This window comes from Nitrincola tibetensis (genome assembly GCF_003284585.1).
In the GTDB taxonomy this organism is placed as follows: domain Bacteria; phylum Pseudomonadota; class Gammaproteobacteria; order Pseudomonadales; family Balneatricaceae; genus Nitrincola; species Nitrincola tibetensis.
Genome location: NZ_QKRX01000001.1, coordinates 37,574 through 53,951 on the forward strand (window position 1 = coordinate 37,574; position 16,378 = coordinate 53,951).

The 16,378-nt window shown below is 44.8% G+C and carries 12 protein-coding genes and 1 tRNA gene; 9 read left to right on the forward strand and 4 right to left on the reverse strand.

Annotated elements, in window-relative coordinates:
* The first annotated feature begins 23 nt into the window (after nucleotides 1-23).
* Nucleotides 24-845 carry a septum site-determining protein MinD gene (gene minD, locus DN062_RS00205; protein WP_112156546.1) on the forward strand — a complete coding sequence of 274 codons (822 nt, stop codon included), beginning with the start codon at nucleotides 24-26 and terminating at the stop codon, nucleotides 843-845.
* Nucleotides 846-847: 2 nt separating this feature from the next.
* Nucleotides 848-1,108 (forward strand): cell division topological specificity factor MinE, encoded by a 261-nt coding sequence (gene minE, locus DN062_RS00210; protein ID WP_112156547.1) that lies wholly within the window; start codon nucleotides 848-850, stop codon nucleotides 1,106-1,108.
* Nucleotides 1,109-1,209: 101 nt separating this feature from the next.
* On the opposite strand, the gene DN062_RS00215 is transcribed toward minE, so the two are convergent.
* The 4 genes from DN062_RS00215 to DN062_RS00230 all read right to left on the reverse strand — a co-directional run bounded on the left by DN062_RS00215 (nucleotide 1,210) and on the right by DN062_RS00230 (nucleotide 7,049).
* Entirely contained in the window at nucleotides 1,210-3,369 is a 2,160-nt protein-coding gene (locus DN062_RS00215) for a putative bifunctional diguanylate cyclase/phosphodiesterase (RefSeq protein WP_112156548.1), read from the reverse strand.
* Between the two features lie 6 nt (nucleotides 3,370-3,375).
* A complete protein-coding gene (locus DN062_RS00220) occupies nucleotides 3,376-4,020 on the reverse strand; it encodes a histidine phosphatase family protein (RefSeq protein WP_112156549.1) in 645 nt (214 codons plus the stop codon).
* 124 nt (nucleotides 4,021-4,144) lie between these two features.
* The gene (locus DN062_RS00225; RefSeq protein WP_239995639.1) at nucleotides 4,145-6,733 is read right to left on the reverse strand and encodes a putative bifunctional diguanylate cyclase/phosphodiesterase; all 2,589 of its coding nucleotides are present in this window, start codon (nucleotides 6,731-6,733) and stop codon (nucleotides 4,145-4,147) included.
* 229 nt (nucleotides 6,734-6,962) lie between these two features.
* Nucleotides 6,963-7,049: transfer RNA gene (locus DN062_RS00230), tRNA-Leu, on the reverse strand.
* Nucleotides 7,050-7,177: 128 nt separating this feature from the next.
* Here DN062_RS00230 and queA point away from each other — a divergent pair.
* The 7 genes from queA (at nucleotide 7,178) to serB (ending at nucleotide 16,333) form a co-directional block, all read left to right on the forward strand.
* Nucleotides 7,178-8,224, forward strand: a complete 1,047-nt coding sequence (gene queA / locus DN062_RS00235) for a tRNA preQ1(34) S-adenosylmethionine ribosyltransferase-isomerase QueA (protein ID WP_112156550.1) — start codon at nucleotides 7,178-7,180, stop codon at nucleotides 8,222-8,224.
* A gap of 14 nt (nucleotides 8,225-8,238) precedes the next feature.
* Entirely contained in the window at nucleotides 8,239-9,360 is a 1,122-nt protein-coding gene (gene tgt / locus DN062_RS00240; protein ID WP_112156551.1) for a tRNA guanosine(34) transglycosylase Tgt, read from the forward strand.
* 35 nt (nucleotides 9,361-9,395) lie between these two features.
* The gene (gene yajC, locus DN062_RS00245; protein WP_112156552.1) at nucleotides 9,396-9,722 is read left to right on the forward strand and encodes a preprotein translocase subunit YajC; all 327 of its coding nucleotides are present in this window, start codon (nucleotides 9,396-9,398) and stop codon (nucleotides 9,720-9,722) included.
* 62 nt (nucleotides 9,723-9,784) lie between these two features.
* The gene (secD, locus tag DN062_RS00250) at nucleotides 9,785-11,641 is read left to right on the forward strand and encodes a protein translocase subunit SecD (RefSeq protein ID WP_112156553.1); all 1,857 of its coding nucleotides are present in this window, start codon (nucleotides 9,785-9,787) and stop codon (nucleotides 11,639-11,641) included.
* A gap of 9 nt (nucleotides 11,642-11,650) precedes the next feature.
* The gene (gene secF / locus DN062_RS00255; RefSeq protein WP_112156554.1) at nucleotides 11,651-12,577 is read left to right on the forward strand and encodes a protein translocase subunit SecF; all 927 of its coding nucleotides are present in this window, start codon (nucleotides 11,651-11,653) and stop codon (nucleotides 12,575-12,577) included.
* 126 nt (nucleotides 12,578-12,703) lie between these two features.
* On the forward strand, nucleotides 12,704-15,100 hold the full coding sequence (rnr, locus tag DN062_RS00260) for a ribonuclease R (RefSeq protein WP_112156555.1): 2,397 nt from the start codon (nucleotides 12,704-12,706) through the stop codon (nucleotides 15,098-15,100).
* 15 nt (nucleotides 15,101-15,115) lie between these two features.
* Complete coding sequence (serB, locus tag DN062_RS00265; protein ID WP_112156556.1) at nucleotides 15,116-16,333, forward strand: phosphoserine phosphatase SerB; 1,218 nt, start codon at nucleotides 15,116-15,118, stop codon at nucleotides 16,331-16,333.
* Nucleotides 16,334-16,378 lie beyond the last annotated feature (45 nt).

A 16,378-nucleotide genomic window follows, 5' to 3' on the forward strand; every position in this document is an offset into this window, starting at 1 on the left:
TTGGGCTTTTTCGGGAGGAATACATGAGTAAAGGTAAAGTATTTGTCGTCACCTCAGGTAAGGGTGGTGTGGGTAAAACCACAACAAGTGCCTCAGTTGCGGCAGGTCTGGCATTGGCTGGTAAGAAAACCGTTGTAATTGATTTTGACGTAGGTTTGCGGAACCTGGATTTGATTTTGGGCTGTGAACGTAAAGTGGTGTTTGACTTTATTCAAGCATTAAAAAAAGAGTGCAAGCTAAATCAAGCGATTATTCATGTTAAACAAATTAGCGATAATTTGTATATGATCCCGGCTTCTCAAACACGTGATAAAGATCATTTGACGCATGAAGGCGTTAAGGAAATTATCAGCCAGTTGGCCGAAGAGTTTGATTACGTGATCTGTGATTCACCTGCAGGAATTGAGAAGGGCGCTAAAATGGCCATGTATTTCGCTGATGAAGCGATTGTCGTGACCAATCCTGAGATATCTTCAGTGCGCGACTCTGATCGAATTCTTGGCTTCCTAGACAGCTCTACACGTTTAGCTGAAGAAGAAGGTAAGCGAATCCCTCAGCATTTATTGATCACGCGTTATTCGCCTGATCGGGTGGAGAGCGGAGAAATGCTGAGCATACAAGATATAGATGATATTTTGAGCATTCCTCTGGTGGGCGTTATTCCTGAATCAAGAGTTGTATTGGATTCATCGAACCAAGGTAAACCCGTTGTTTTGAACTCTCAAGATCCCGCCGGACAAGCCTACGAAGATGTGATAAAGCGCTTGCTGGGTGACGATGTGCCTATGAGATTTACGGAAATTGAGAAAAAAAGCTTCCTTGGACGCTTATTCGGAGGTAGATAAAGATGTCAGGTATTTTTACCTTCTGGCGAGCTAACAAAAAAACGTCGGCCAGTATCGCAAAGGATCGGCTTCAAGTGTTGGTTGCTCATGAACGTTCAGCCAATCAGCAGCCAGAGTGGATGCCGAAAATGCAGCGCGAAATCCTCGATGTTATTCGTAAATACGTTCCCATCGCCAGTGATGATTTGAAAATGGAAGTACGCAACGAAGGCGAGAACGTATCGGTTATTGAAATCAATGTTGACTACCCCATCGGCAAATAAACGGTCCATGCCAAAGTTAGGGTGCGACGTTCAGTCCAATGCATAACCGGTAGCTTTAAATTAGCTATCGGTTAAGTTGAGAGAGTGAGAGGTTCAAGAAATTAACGGGAGCTGTCAGTATTTGCCCTGGTGATTTCTAACATGCACACATCAATCGGACTTGGTTTAGCAAAATAGTAGCCTTGATAAGTTCGACAGCCATACTGCTCGAGTTGCTTTTGCTGTTCTAGTGTTTCGACACCCTCTGCAATAATATCCAGCGATAAGGCTTGCCCCATTGCAATGATGGTTTTGACGATCACAGAGTCTTCATTGTCAGTGGTGATATCCTGCACAAAGGATTGGTCAATTTTAAGTTGATTTAGTGGGAGCCGTTTAAGATATTGTAAGGAAGAGTAGCCTGTTCCAAAATCATCCATTGAGAAGCTGACGCCGATCTCTCGTAATTCAAGCATTTTTAAAATGGTCTGTTCTATCTGCTCAAGGATAATCGATTCAGTAATTTCGAGCTTCAAGCGTTTGGGATTAACCTGATACTGATAAAGCGCTTCCTTAACATCAGCAACAAAGCTGTCCTCTCGGAATTGGCGAGCGCTGACATTGACTGAAAGCGTCAGAGAATCTGTTGATGGAGAGTTGGCCCATTTTGCCAGCTGCTGACACGCTGTTTTGAGAATCCACTGCCCCATAGGGATAATCAACCCAGTTTGCTCGGCCAGCGGTATGAAATTAAAAGGTGGAATTAATCCTTTCTCAGGGTGTAGCCAGCGTATTAACGCTTCAGCGCCGATTACCCTTCCGGCATGATTGTATTGAAGTTGGTAATTAAGACGTAATTGTTCTTTCTCCGTCGCTAGTCTTAGCTCATTTTCTAAAAGCGTGCGTTCTTCAAGTGCTTTTTGTAAGGCGGGATCGTAAAAACAAACAGTGTTTCGTCCAGCTTCCTTCGCTTGATAGGAAGCAATCTCGGCATGGTTAAGCAGTGCTTCTGCTTTAAGTTCAGAGCCTGAAAATAATGTTACACCAATGCTTGCGCTGGAAAAGTGCGTGTACTCTCCCAGCGTATAATCGACTGTTAAATGAGCGCAGAGTTTTTCGGACAGTGCTTCGATTTCAAGAGCAGCATTTGCCAGGTTGTTCGAGCGCAGTTCAAGTAACAGTGCAAACTCATCTCCACCGACGCGGGCCAAAGTATCTGCTTCAGGGATAAGTGACGCTAATTGAACAGCCGTTTCTTGCAGAATTTGATCGCCTGCCTGATGTCCTTTTAAATCATTAATGGTTTTAAAACGATCCATATCAATCCATAAGAGGGCATAGTGTGCAGGATGATGGGCAAGGGTGCTTATCAAATGTTCTAAGCGGTCAATGAGGAGACGTCTGTTAGGCAGTCCAGTTAGGGCATCGGAGTAAATTAAGCGATGGTTTTCCTCTTCGGCCCGTATGCGTCTTACCATATCGTCACGGAAGTTGAGCAGTAAATCCGCAATTCGCTTGAATTCACCGGAAGTACTATTGGCCAGGGCTTCAATTTTTACAAGCTTAATCGAGGGGGATTGATTGTAGGCCAGTTGACTTAATGCATCTGCAATTACGCGAATGCGATTTGAAGTTCTGTGGCTAACAAAGATCATTAAGACCATGAGTAATGAGGCGGTGATTATCGCTAAAACAAGATAATAGAAAAACTCTTTCTCATAAATACGCTGCTCTGTTAAATGGCTTCTCTTGGATTGTTCAGTCAATAATACACTGAGCCGATTGCTGAACAATGAAAATTGGGCATAGCTATCTTGGGCAGACGAAAAGAAACGTGAAGCGATATTTGGATCAATTGCAATGATCTCGGTCGACATAATCATTAAACGGCGGTAGTTTTTAAACTCTTCTTGTAGAGATATAGCAGAGCCATGATTAACTATTTTGACTAACTCGGAGTCAGCTAAGCTATCCACAATCTGATTTTGCAGAGCAAGTTCATCGACAATTTCTCGATGAGCGTAGTAGAGTTCAATTTCACTGAGCTGCTGTTCATCTGCTTGTTTTAACAGCTCAATGACTCGGAAGTTCAATTGTGCAACGGTTTGATTAAAATTAGCCGCAAGTGCTAATGTGTCAATGTTGGCTTCTAATACGCGGCTGTTTTTTACAAAGTGATTTTTCAGCTGTGATAACGCGATATAGTTAAAGATGAAGGCGGCTATCAGAGTGAGCGTTGCCGGTAAAATCAACATCATGAACAGTGTTTTCCCAGCTTTCATCTCCCGCTACTCCATTGTGCTTATCAGCGATGACCAATCATCTAATTCAATGGTGCCGAGATATTCGAATCCGAGTTTTTGAGGGGCTGGCTTGAATATAATAAGGGCGCCTTCTGTTGGAAAATAATCCATAACCTCAACGAGATTGGGGCCATGAGCCACTAATAGGTGGTTTTCACCTGCTTGCGGTGGTGTGGCTAAAAGCTCGCGAGTGCGTGCAATGATAGGTTGTTTTTCTTCAGTGGTCAGTGCCGCTACATAAACTAAATAGTCATCAATGGTGTAGGTATGATTTGGCAAGACAAGTTCGATGGTGTCTATTGCTCTACACAGAGGGCTTGAATATATCTGAGTAATGTTCGGAATCAAAAGTGGTAGCTGGGCTCCGAGTTGTTGCATTTGAGTGCGTCCCTCGTCACTCAGTGGTCGTTGGGTTGAGCAGTCAGTTAAATCGACTGGAACTTGATCCGGCTTTGAGGAGTCAGATGGACCATGGCGCAAGAAAAAGATGAATCCCCCTTGGTTGAGTTGCTTGAGTGTTTCAGTTGCAGGGAGGGTCGGTGTAAACCTAGTAGGGCTCGTTTGTGCTAGCAGCAGTTGAGGCCATAATGCCGAGACCCAGAAGACAAGCATGAGATATGTTTTAAACATATAATATCCTTATGAAATGTACTGAATAGACTATAGGAGTCATTCAGTTACTTCAATATCAACGTTATAAAAAATCGTATTAAAGACTAACGTCTCAGGATATTTGTTCATACGGATGAAGAGGTTAGATATCCACTTGCTTCACCAGTTTGGGGCTGGGCTTACCAATATAATAGCCTTGGCCGTAATCTATGCCCATAGCACGTATGGCTTCCATTATGTTTTCGTCCTCGACAAACTCCGCGACTGTCTTAATATTTAGCCCCTGTGCTAGGGTAACAATACTCTTAACGAAAGCAAGATCCGTGGTGTCGGTCAGCATATTGCGGACAAAATCCCCCTCGATCTTAATGACATCAATCGGGAAGTGTTTGATGTAATGGAAGGAAGAGAATCCTGAGCCAAAATCATCGATTGCAAAATTAAAGCCTTCAAGTTTTAAGTCCTGCACAAATTTTTCAAGTAAAGCCATATTGCTGACGGTTTCGCGTTCTGTCAGTTCAAATACGATTCGACTTGGATGAATCGAGTGTTCCAAGGCTAACTGTCGGACTCTTGAAATAAACTCTCCAATGATCAATGACTTGGGTGAAAGGTTGATAAACAGCATGCCATCGTAGGTCTGTTCATTCATTTGCTCAAAGGCTTTTTCAATTAATAAATAGTCCATTTTATGGACAACACCTATCGACTCAGCGATATCAATAAACTCAACGGCAGAGATAATACGATCCCCTAGGTCGATACGCATCAATAGCTCATGGATTTTGACCTGCTTGGATTGTACGTCGAGAATGGGTTGAAAATAGGGCACGATTCTCTTTTCTTCCAAGGCATTTAGCACCATCAGATTCTTTTCACCAACGGCCTTAAACACCTCAGCCATTTCATCTTCATTTGGAATGGCGATTTGATTCTTACCCTCACGTTTTGCCTTGTACATCATGTTGTCTGCAACAACAAATAAGTCTCGGGGGTCGGCTGCATGTCTAGGGTAAATGGCGATACCGATCGAGGTAGTTCCTCGTACTTTTGAACCATCAGGTGCGGTTAATACCAGTGTTTCGAGTGAACTGGCGATGCGCTGAGCAACACTGTGAGCTTGTTCTTCACTGGTTTCAGGTAAAATAATGGTAAACTCATCACCACCATAGCGTGAGACAAAATCACCAGGGCGGACCGCTGCGTCAAGTACACGTGCGAAAGAGTGCAGAAATTGATCGCCAAAACTATGGCCGTAGCGATCATTCACATGTTTGAAGTTATCAAGATCCAGCATTAAAAGGCTGAACTCTTGATTGTGACGTGTGGATCGACCGACTTCATAGCCTAAAAGCTCGTGAAACATGCGCTGATTGTGTAAGTCGGTTAGAGGATCTCGTGTCGCATAGTATTCGAGATCTTTCGTGTATTTATAGATGGCCTTTACAGAGCCAACCAGGTTAAGCAAGGTTGTCAGAATACTATCAATTACGATGTGTCGGATCGGGTCTCGCGCCATTTCAGACTGCACCCCGATGCCCACTACGCCACCGATTTTGGGTGTTTCGAGCAGTAAGGATTTGGTTTGCAATTCAATTTCATGAATGCCCAGTGTGAGTTTGTCAGAATCCTTTGCTGAAGAGGGGCGTGCAATGTGGTGAACAATCTTTAGGATCGGGCAGTCTTTCTGATAATGGTGACTGGATGCCAGTTGCTTTGATACAACGGCTTCAAAATCAGACTGTGTTTTCTGGCAGACATCATGGTGCCAGAAAACCTCAAGCTCGTAGCCTTCCTCTTCGATTTGAAAGATGGTCACGAGTGTGTGAGCGGTAATAATACTGTTAATATCAATTAAAAGATCTTTGATGAAGTCTCGCCAGTCTTTGACGACTTCTGACGTGATAATGAATTTGCTGAGTAAACGAATTTCAAATTCGAGAATATCTTTATCGACAGCCACGTCTTTAAGGCGCTCGGTCAAAATACGTATGTGCGAGAAGGTGTTGTTAAATTCTTCGAAATAGAAGTCAACATCGCTAATATCCAAGTGTTTAAAATCAGTGACGGTATTGACTGATTCTAAACGGGTGCGCAAATGATCCATGGACAAGTTGATGCGTCTGGCCACCTTATTTGCAATTATCAACGAAACGATCAGGGTTAAAATACCACAGATAATGAACAGTAGAAGATGTCCGCGGCGAATCTCATCGCTGATTAAGCGCTTGTCTTCTACTATTTCGATCACGCCTAATGCATCACCGATTGCGGCATTGGTGTGGCATCCAAGACACGCTTGTTCTGCATTTAGAGGGAAGAGTCTGCGAGTGTGATTGGCGCTGTCGATGATTTTAGCATCACTGCCAGCAAAGAGTTGTTCTACGTGCGTATCCGCATCTCGTTGATTAATAACGCCATACAATTCAGAGACCTTGTCACTTCGGTAAATTTCAAATTCGAAAGGGCTATTTTGATAGGCGGCTTTAGTGGTGCTAATAAAGTGCTCAAGCTCTTCTCGAGTCCATCCTTGACTCATGATTTCAAACATCAAGCTGAAGGTATGATCTGCGATTGACTTAGATGTTTGTTGTGCTTGGCGAGTGAAAATATTCTCGTAAAGAATGGATGCGGCTAAAGTAACACCTAGAAACACGAAAAGGGTTACCGTCATAATGGCAGCTACAACGAATCCACGTAATGTTTTAAACAAGGTAAAAAAATTCTTCAACCCTAGCGCACTCTTATTGTTAGATAATAAAGACAAGACAAAATAGGGATAAAAAACGAAACTGTCAATCTAGTGGTAAGTCTTAGGTCCTAAAATGAAATTAATCTGATGCAGATCAAGTTTTAAAGCGAACAATAAATTGCGTCGATTGGATGTTTTTTAAGGCTGATTTTATCGAAGAATTGAAATGTATCTGAGGATTGAAATACCCAGGTAAGCCAACATTACGTGGTACCAGTGGCCGGACTCGAACCGGCACGCTTTTAAGGGCAATGGATTTTGAATCCATCGTGTCTACCAATTCCACCACACTGGCGTAATTCGTAACTTACTAAGCATTTCGTGGTGCGCATTATAGAGACTTTCACAAGAAGGTCAATCATGACTGAAAAAAAAATTTTAATCAGTTAAAATACGGCACCTTTTAAGTAATGAAGAAGCCCTATGCGTGTTCGTGATTTTTATTTTGAGTTGCCAGATGAATTGATTGCTCGATTTCCTTTGCAGGAGCGTTCACAAAGTCGGCTGTTATGTCTTGATGCCCAAGCGGGTCGTCTTCAGCATCGTATTTTCAGTGACATTCTTGAACTGTTAACACCGGGTGATTTATTGGTTTTTAATGACACTCGCGTGATACCGGCGCGCCTCCATGGTCAAAAAGCCAGTGGTGGCAAAGTTGAAGTTTTAATAGAACGAGTGTTAACACCTACAACTGCGTTGGCACATGTGCGCTCAAGCCGTTCTCCAAAGCCTGGCAGTCGATTGCAGCTAGAAGGTGGAGTGGACGCTGAAGTTACCGGGCGCAAAGATAATTTATTTGAACTTAGTTTTCATATTGAGGGTCATTTGCTGGAGGTGTTAGAAGCCGTTGGTCATATACCCTTGCCTCCGTACATGCAGCGTGAGGATCAGGCGTCGGATCGTGAACGTTATCAAACGGTATACAATCGTAAGCCTGGAGCCGTTGCGGCACCAACCGCTGGATTGCATTTTGACCAAGCTTTATTAGATGCACTTAAGCATAAAGGGGTTGATATTGCCTTTGTGACCCTCCATGTAGGAGCAGGGACCTTTCAACCGGTAAAAGTGGATCGTATTGAAGATCATGTGATGCATGCCGAATACATTGAGGTGCCAGACGTTGTTGTCGATGCAGTGAAAGCGGCACGTGCGCGTGGAAAACGTGTCATTGCAGTAGGGACAACGAGTGTTCGCTCGCTAGAAAGTGCGAGCCAATCGGGTGAAATCGCGCCGTTTTATGGAGACAGTCAGATTTTTATTTACCCAGGCTATGAGTTCAAAAGTGTGGATGCGTTAATCACCAACTTTCATTTGCCTGAGTCCACGTTGTTGATGTTGGTGTCTGCTTTTTCAGGGTATGACAATATAATGCGGGCTTATCAAGACGCCATTGAACAACGTTACCGTTTTTTTAGTTATGGAGATGCCATGTTTTTAACGCGTCTTACCCAGTCAGAGGAATTAGTGTGAGCAGACAGTGTTTTATGCAGTTTGAACAACTGGCAACCGATGGAAAAGCGCGTCGAGCACGCTTAACCTTTCCGCGCGGCACCGTTGAAACACCTGCTTTTATGCCCGTGGGTACGTATGGAACGGTTAAAGGCATGTTACCAAGGGATATTAAAGCCCTTGGCGCTCAAATTATATTGGGAAATACCTTTCACCTCATGCTGAGGCCAGGTACGGATATCATAAATCTTCACGGTGATTTGCATAATTTTATGCAGTGGCAGGGCCCGATTTTAACGGATTCGGGTGGCTTTCAAGTGTTCAGTCTTGGCAAAATGCGTAAAATCACGGAAGAGGGCGTTTCTTTTCAGTCCCCGGTCGATGGCAGTAAGGTTTTTTTAAGTCCAGAGCGCTCGATGGAAGTGCAAAAGGCATTAGGTTCTGACATTGTCATGATCTTTGATGAGTGTACGCCCTATCCTGCAACTGAAGAAGAAGCGGCTAAGTCTATGCGTATGTCTTTACGTTGGGCGCGTCGTTCAAAGGATGCTCATGGTGACAGTCCTTCGGCCTTGTTTGGCATTGTCCAAGGCGGGATGTATCCAGAACTGCGTGATGAGTCTATGGCAGGTTTGGCCGAGATAGATTTTGATGGTTATGCGATAGGCGGGCTTTCGGTGGGAGAGCCTAAAGACGAAATGATCAAAGTACTTGATCATTTGGCCTATAAAATGCCCGAAAACAAACCTCGTTATTTAATGGGGGTTGGCAAGCCTGAAGATATCGTTGAAGCCGTTCGTCGCGGGGTTGATATGTTTGATTGCGTCATTCCCACCCGCAATGCGCGTAATGGCTTCTTGTTTACTTCGACAGGGGTTGTCAAAATTCGAAACGCTGTGAATAAAACGGATACGCGGCCTTTAGATGAAAATTGTGATTGTTACACCTGTCGTAACTTCAGCCGAGCGTATCTCCATCATTTGGATAAATGTGGTGAGATGCTGGGAGCACAACTGAATACCTTGCATAATTTGTATTACTATCAAACGCTGATGGCAGGTTTGCGCAAAGCGATTGAACAGGGTAAATTGTGCGACTTTGTTGATGATTTTTATCGGGCAAGGGGGCTTGAAACACCGCCCTTGGCTGACCAGTAACCTGTTTCTTAAACAACACTCAGGAGAAAGCCTTAATGAGCTTCTTGATTTCCCCTGCATATGCAGAAGGTGCGGCGGGTATGGACCCAGGCATGTTTAACATGCTGTTTTTAGTTGGTTTTGCCTTGATATTTTACTTCTTTTTATGGCGCCCGCAGTCTAAGCGTGCAAAAGAACATAAAGCATTGATTAATGGATTGGCCAAAGGTGATGAAGTCATCACCGCTGGTGGCATCATTGGTAAAGTAACACGCTTAACTGATGCGTATGTTGTGTTAGAAGTAAGTAACGGTGTAGAGCTGAAGTTCCAGAAAGCACATGTCGCTGCGGAGCTGCCAAAAGGTACGATCAAGGATATCTAAGGCTAGACACACCTAAGCGCCACGGTATGTGGCGCTTTTTGTATGACTGAGGACAGAGCAACATGCTCAATCGTTATCCCTTGTGGAAAAATTTACTGATTTTGTTGGTGCTGGTGGTTGCGGGTATTTATGCTGCACCTAACCTGTTTCCTGAGGACTATGCTGTTCAGATCTCAGGCGCGAGAGCGGTACACCAAGTTGATGAAAATGTCATGTCAAACGCTGCGCGTGCGCTTGAAAGTGATGGAATTGCGTTTAAGTCGAGTGAATTAGAAAACGGCGCAGGAATGCTAAGGTTTTCCGATGGTGATGCTCAGTTGCGCGCAAGAGCAACCTTGGCAAGAGCCTTAGGTGAAAACTTTGTTGTTGCGATGAATTTAGCCCCCACCACGCCCGATTGGTTGACTGCAATTGGCGCAGGCCCGATGAAATTGGGTTTAGATCTTCGTGGTGGTGTGCATTTTTTGATGGAAGTGGATACGGTTCAAGCGGTATCACAGCGCTTGGAAGTATACGCAAGTGATATACGTACGACGCTACGTGAGCAGCGCATACGTTATCGTTCAGTTGACTTAGACGAAAGCTCAGGTCAGTTGGCGGCTCGCTTTGCAGACCAAGAGTCACGTGATCAGGCATTGTCTCGTTTGCGTCGTGATTATTTGGAATTTACGTTCGAGTCTGCCCAGGTCGATGATGCTTTTTTCTTATACGTGACCTTAAATGAGCAAACGGTTCGTGAAATAGAAGACTATGCGATCCAACAAAACTTGACGACTCTGCGTAATCGTGTAAATGAGTTAGGGGTGGCTGAGCCTTTAGTGCAGAGGCAAGGGCGTAACCGTATTGTTGTACAGTTACCTGGCGTGCAGGATGCAGCGGCAGCTAAGCGTGTTATCGGTCAAACGGCCAATCTTGAATTTCGTTTAGAGGCAACGTCTGATGCAAGTCGTGCCGCCACTGAGGTTTTTGAGTTCCGCAACGATCCTAATCGTCGAGGAACGCTAGAGCGAGATATTATCATCACAGGTTCCAGCGTAGCCAATGCGAATGCGACCTTTGACGAGAATGGTCAACCGCAAGTGTCCATCACGTTAGATGCGCGTGGCGGGCAAATGATGAGTCGAGTTACGCGTAATGCGATTCAGCGTAGAATGGCGGTGGTCTTTGTTGAGCATAAAACGCGCACGGTGATTGAGCGTGTTGACGGTGAGCCAGTCGAACGCCGCATTCCGTACACTGAAAAACATCTAATTTCATTAGCAACCATTCAAAGTGTGCTTGGCAACTCTTTCAGAATCACTGGGTTGGATTCGCCGAGAGAGTCCTCTGAGTTAGCCTTGTTGCTTAGAGCAGGTGCACTAGCAGCCCCAATTTACTTTGTTGAAGAGCGAACAATTGGGCCAAGCCTAGGTGCGGCAAACATCGAAATGGGGGTGACCTCTGTTAAAATCGGTTTTGCTCTGGTCTTAGTCTTCATGGTTCTTTTTTACAGAGCTTTTGGTCTTATAGCAAATATTGCTTTGACCTTAAACCTTGTCCTAATGATAGCGGTTATGTCCTTGATGTCAGCAACTCTGACTCTACCGGGTATTGCCGGTATCGTTCTAACCGTTGGTATGGCGGTGGATGCGAATGTGTTGATCTTTGAAAGGATCAAGGAAGAGCTGCGAACAGGAACACCCGTGCAGTCCGCCATACATTCAGGATTTAGTCAGGCATTTAGCACCATACTGGATGCTAACGTCACAACGTTTATTGCCGCGATTATTTTGTTTGCCATGGGTACTGGGCCAGTGAAAGGCTTTGCTGTGACCTTGTCGGTAGGTATTGTCACCTCAATGTTTGCTGCGCTTGTGATTACACGTGCCTTGGTTAATTTGGCCTATGGTGGTCGTAAAGTCCAGAAGTTGTGGTTATGAGGTTAAAAGATGATTCAATTTAAACGTGATTTTAACTTCATGGGGGCGCGCAAAGTTGCGGCTGCCTTCTCCATACTTTTAATTCTTATTTCGATTGGCTCTTTAGCGATCAATGGCTTGAAGTTTGGTCTTGATTTTACGGGGGGAAGTCTCGTTGAGGTAACCTACGAAAATCCTGTTGAGTTAGAGGATATTCGAGCGAGTCTTCGAGCAGAAGGTTATGCCGACGCTGTCGTGCAAACCTTTGGTGCTGCGAATGACATTCTGATTCGCTTGGGTGAAGCGCATGATCCTCAGCTGGGTAACACAATTCTCAGTATTCTTCAGGCGAGTACGGACGAAACAGTGACGCTGCGTCGAAATGAGTTTGTCGGTTCACAAGTGGGAGAAGAACTGAGAGAACAGGGAGGATTGGGCTTATTGGTGGCACTTGCCATGGTTATGCTCTATTTGGCCTTTCGTTTTCAGTTTAAATTCTCAGTGGGCGCGGTCTTGGCGTTAGCGCACGATGTTATTTTGGTTTTAGGGTTCTTCTCTCTATTCCAAATAGACTTCGATTTGACGGTTTTGGCGGCTGCATTAGCTGTTATCGGTTATTCACTTAACGATACCATTGTTGTTTATGATCGAATTCGTGAAAACTTCCGTGTTTTACGCGTAGAAGAGCCGACTGAAGTCTTGAATACCTCACTCAATCAAACGCTAAGTCGAACCATTGTCACGTCTTTAACGACGATGTTGGTTTTGGTTGTATTGGCGATGTTTGGTGGTGAAATGATCTATGGTTTCTCCATTGCATTGTTGGTAGGTGTGGTTGTCGGAACCTACTCGTCTATCTACGTTGCTGGTAATATCTTGTTGATGCTGAAGGTTTCTCGTGAAGACTTGATCCCGCCACCACCGAAAGAAGACGTGGAGGTTGAAGAAGTTCCTTGATCAAATAAAAAAGCCGGCAGTTGCCGGCTTTTTTTATGTTTTACTGGAGGATTGAAGGCGTTAGGGTTAAGGTAGTACCTGAGGCTGATGAGAGTCCTCAAGAAATAAAATTAAAATGGAATACATATGAGTAAAAAATGGGTTGATAAAGATCCCGCAGCCGAACTAGAGGCTCAAAAGTACGAGCGCCCTGTGCCAAGTCGTGAATTAATTACGGAATTTCTTAAGAAATGGGGTGCGCCAATTTCTCATGCGAATGTGTGTGATGAGTTGGGATTGTTCGATGAAACGGATCGAGAAGCCATCCGTCGACGTTTAATTGCCATGTGCCGTGATGGGCAATTAATCTCAAACCGCCGTAATGAATACGGTTTAATCGAAAAAATGAATTTAATTGCTGGACGAGTGATAGGTCACAGAGACGGTTATGGCTTTTTACGTCCAGATGAAGGTGGGGATGATCTCTTCCTGAGCGCCCGCAATATGAAAGAAGTGTTCGATGGTGATCGAGCATTAGTGCAAAATGTCGGTTATGATCCCAAGGGGCGTAGAGAGGCCAAGGTTGTTGAGGTCTTAGAGCGTGGGACTCGTAAGCTTGTTGGTCGGTTTGACGGTCAAAATGGGTTTGGTACGCTAATTCCTGAAAGTCAAAAAATCACACAGTCGGTTGTCATTGTTCCAGATGAAAGCTTGGCGCTAGAGTATCAAACTGGCCAGTTGGTTGTTGCTGAAATTATTCAATACCCGACGCGCCGTCAGCCAGCGCGTGCAAAAGTTGTAGAAGTGCTTGGCGAGCAAATGGCTGAAGGCATGGAGATTAAAGTTGCCATCCACAACTATGATATTCCTCATGAATGGCCTGCAGATGTTCAGGAAGCGGCGAGTAATCTAAGTCCTGAGGTTGCCGAGTCCGACAAGACAAACCGTTTTGATTTGCGAGATTTGCCTTTTGTCACGATTGATGGTGAAGACGCGAAAGACTTTGACGATGCCGTGTATGCTCAGAAAAAGCGTCTAGGCGGCTGGCGTTTATGGGTGGCGATTGCGGATGTGTCCTATTATGTCCGTCCCGACAGCTCGCTGGATCAAGAAGGTATTAAGCGTGGAAATTCTGTTTATTTCCCAGGCTATGTTGTGCCAATGCTGCCTGAGCTTTTATCGAATGGTTTGTGCTCGTTGAATCCACATGTCGATCGCTTGGCGATGGTGTGTGAGATGACCTTGAATCGATCAGGTAAGCTCACGGACTATCGCTTTTATGAAGCGGTGATTAACTCTAAAGCGCGCCTTACTTACACCAAAATGGCCTCGATACTGGGTGATATTCAGGATGGCCAGCAAGATGAGCTGAAAGAGCAGTACCGAGAGGTTGTGCCTCATTTAGAGCAGTTGTTTAGTTTGTATAAAGCGTTACGTAAGGCGCGTGATGAGCGTGGAGCCATTGATTTTGATACCGTTGAAACTCGTATTCAGTTCGGGCCTGACCGTAAAATAGAAGAGATTATTCCGGTTCATCGAAATGAAGCGCATAAAATCATTGAAGAATGCATGTTGTCCGCCAATGTGGCAACTGCACGCTTTCTTGAGAAAAACAAGAAGCCAGCACTCTACCGTATACATGAGGGTCCTAAGGATCAGCGTCTGCAGAATTTGCGCGCCTTTTTGAGTGAGTTAGGCTTGAATTTACCGGGTGGTGCCCAACCTGAGCCGAAGGATTACTTACGGTTAGCGACGGCCATTGAAGGTCGCCCAGATCAGCATGTCATTCAAACCATGATGTTGCGGTCAATGCAACAAGCCGTATATAGCCCAGAGAATAAAGGCCACTTTGGCTTAGCCTATCCAGCTTACTCACATTTCACTTCACCGATTCGCCGTTTCCCTGATTTGTTGGTGCATCGAACCATTCGTGCCGCGATCCATTCGGGCAAGCGAATTAAAGAGGTAGAACGTCCCTCAGGGTTTGTGCCGAATCCTGCGTTTGTTAAAACCTACAGCATTGAGCAAATGCTGGCGTTGGGTGAGCACTGCTCAATGACAGAGCGTCGCGCAGATGAAGCAACTCGTGATGTTGTTTCTTGGTTGAAGTGTGAGTACATGCTGGATCAAGTTGGAAATCACTATAGAGGTGTCGTGGCTGCGGTGACCGGATTTGGTTTGTTTGTAGAATTAACAGATCTTTATATCGAAGGTTTGGTTCATATTACAGCCTTGCCGAGCGATTACTATCATTTTGATGCGGCAAAGCAACGCCTTGTTGGTGATAGAACGCGTCGAATCTTTAAGTTAGGAGATCATTTATCTGTCAGGGTCGTGCGTGTTGACTTAGATGAGCGTAAAATTGACTTCGAACTTGAAGAAACCTTGAACCAAAAAGCGCCGCCAAAACCAAGCAAGCGCGAGCTGCTAAAAAAGGGAAAGGTTGAAGAGGCTTCAGCTAAAGATGGCAAGCGTGCCCCTTCGGGTCGTTCAAGGCCTTCGGAAAGGTCTTCAAGAAAACCTAGAGCGGCTAAAAAAGCCTAGTTAAAGACTGAATTAATGAACGAAATAATCCTACTTACAATCTCCGGTAAAGATAAGCCGGGCGTTACGTCTGGTATTACACAAATATTGGCTAACTTTGATGTTAATATTTTGGATATAGGGCAGGCGGTTATCCATGACACCCTTTCATTGGGGATTCTGGTTCAGGTACCTGTCCAGGCAGAGTCATCACCACTGTTACGGGATGTGCTGTTTAAAGCGCATGAGTTAGATATGAATGTGCGTTTCCAGCCTGTATCTGATGAAGCCTATGAAAACTGGGTTGATGGGCAAGGTAAATCACGCCACATCATCACTCTATTGGGGCGACGGATCCGTGCCAATCATATTGCTAGCGTAACTGAGATTGCGGCACGTCACGGGCTTAATATTGATAATATTAGTCGCCTATCGGGCCGTATTTCGTTAAAGCCTGAGCTGGTTGATCAAAAAAACAATGCTTGTGTTGAGTTTTCGGTACGTGGCATTCCTGCCAATGCGTCAGCACTGCGCGAAGAGTTTTTAAAAACAGCTTCAGAGTACGATGTCGATATTGCGTTTCAGAAAGATGACATCTATCGCCGGAATCGACGCCTAGTCGTGTTTGATATGGATTCAACTCTGATTGAAGCTGAAGTGATTGATGAGCTTGCACGCTACGCAGGTGTCGGTGAGCAGGTCGCGGCTATCACTGAGGCTGCGATGCGCGGTGAGTTGGATTTTAATGAAAGCTTTAGAAAGCGTGTCGCCTTGCTTAAAGGGCTTGATGCTGGTGTGCTAGAAGAGATTGCGCAGAGTTTGCGGCTAACCGAAGGTGCAGAGACCCTTGTGTCTCAACTTAAAGCTCTGGGCTTTAAAACAGCGATCCTTTCCGGTGGGTTTACCTACTTTGCAGAGGGTTTGCAAAGACGTTTAGGTTTCGATTACGTTTACGCAAATCAGCTTGATATCCAAGAAGGTAAGGTTACGGGTGAAGTGAAAGGGCAAATCGTTAATGGTGAGCGTAAAGCTCAGTTGTTACGAGAAATTGCTGAAAAAGAAGGTGTTCGGCTTGAGCAAACCATCGCAGTAGGAGATGGTGCAAACGATTTACCGATGCTATCAATTGCTGGGTTGGGCATTGCGTTTCGTGCCAAGCCTGTCGTAAGGCAGAGTGCAAAACAGTCCATCTCAACTCTGGGACTGGATGGAATTCTTTATCTGATTGGATTTCGTGACAGAGATGAGCTCTAATTAACCTCTGATTTTCTCCATTAGAGACTCCATCCTTTTGTGTTC

Coding starts and splice junctions, on each gene's coding strand:
- minD (WP_112156546.1), top strand. CDS start 24: ATGAGTAAAGGTAAAGTATTTGTCGTCACCTCAGGTAAGGGTGGTGTG.
- minE (WP_112156547.1), top strand. CDS start 848: ATGTCAGGTATTTTTACCTTCTGGCGAGCTAACAAAAAAACGTCGGCC.
- DN062_RS00215 (WP_112156548.1), bottom strand. CDS start 3,369: ATGAAAGCTGGGAAAACACTGTTCATGATGTTGATTTTACCGGCAACG.
- DN062_RS00220 (WP_112156549.1), bottom strand. CDS start 4,020: ATGTTTAAAACATATCTCATGCTTGTCTTCTGGGTCTCGGCATTATGG.
- queA (WP_112156550.1), top strand. CDS start 7,178: ATGCGTGTTCGTGATTTTTATTTTGAGTTGCCAGATGAATTGATTGCT.
- tgt (WP_112156551.1), top strand. CDS start 8,239: ATGCAGTTTGAACAACTGGCAACCGATGGAAAAGCGCGTCGAGCACGC.
- yajC (WP_112156552.1), top strand. CDS start 9,396: ATGAGCTTCTTGATTTCCCCTGCATATGCAGAAGGTGCGGCGGGTATG.
- secD (WP_112156553.1), top strand. CDS start 9,785: ATGCTCAATCGTTATCCCTTGTGGAAAAATTTACTGATTTTGTTGGTG.
- secF (WP_112156554.1), top strand. CDS start 11,651: ATGATTCAATTTAAACGTGATTTTAACTTCATGGGGGCGCGCAAAGTT.
- rnr (WP_112156555.1), top strand. CDS start 12,704: ATGAGTAAAAAATGGGTTGATAAAGATCCCGCAGCCGAACTAGAGGCT.
- serB (WP_112156556.1), top strand. CDS start 15,116: ATGAACGAAATAATCCTACTTACAATCTCCGGTAAAGATAAGCCGGGC.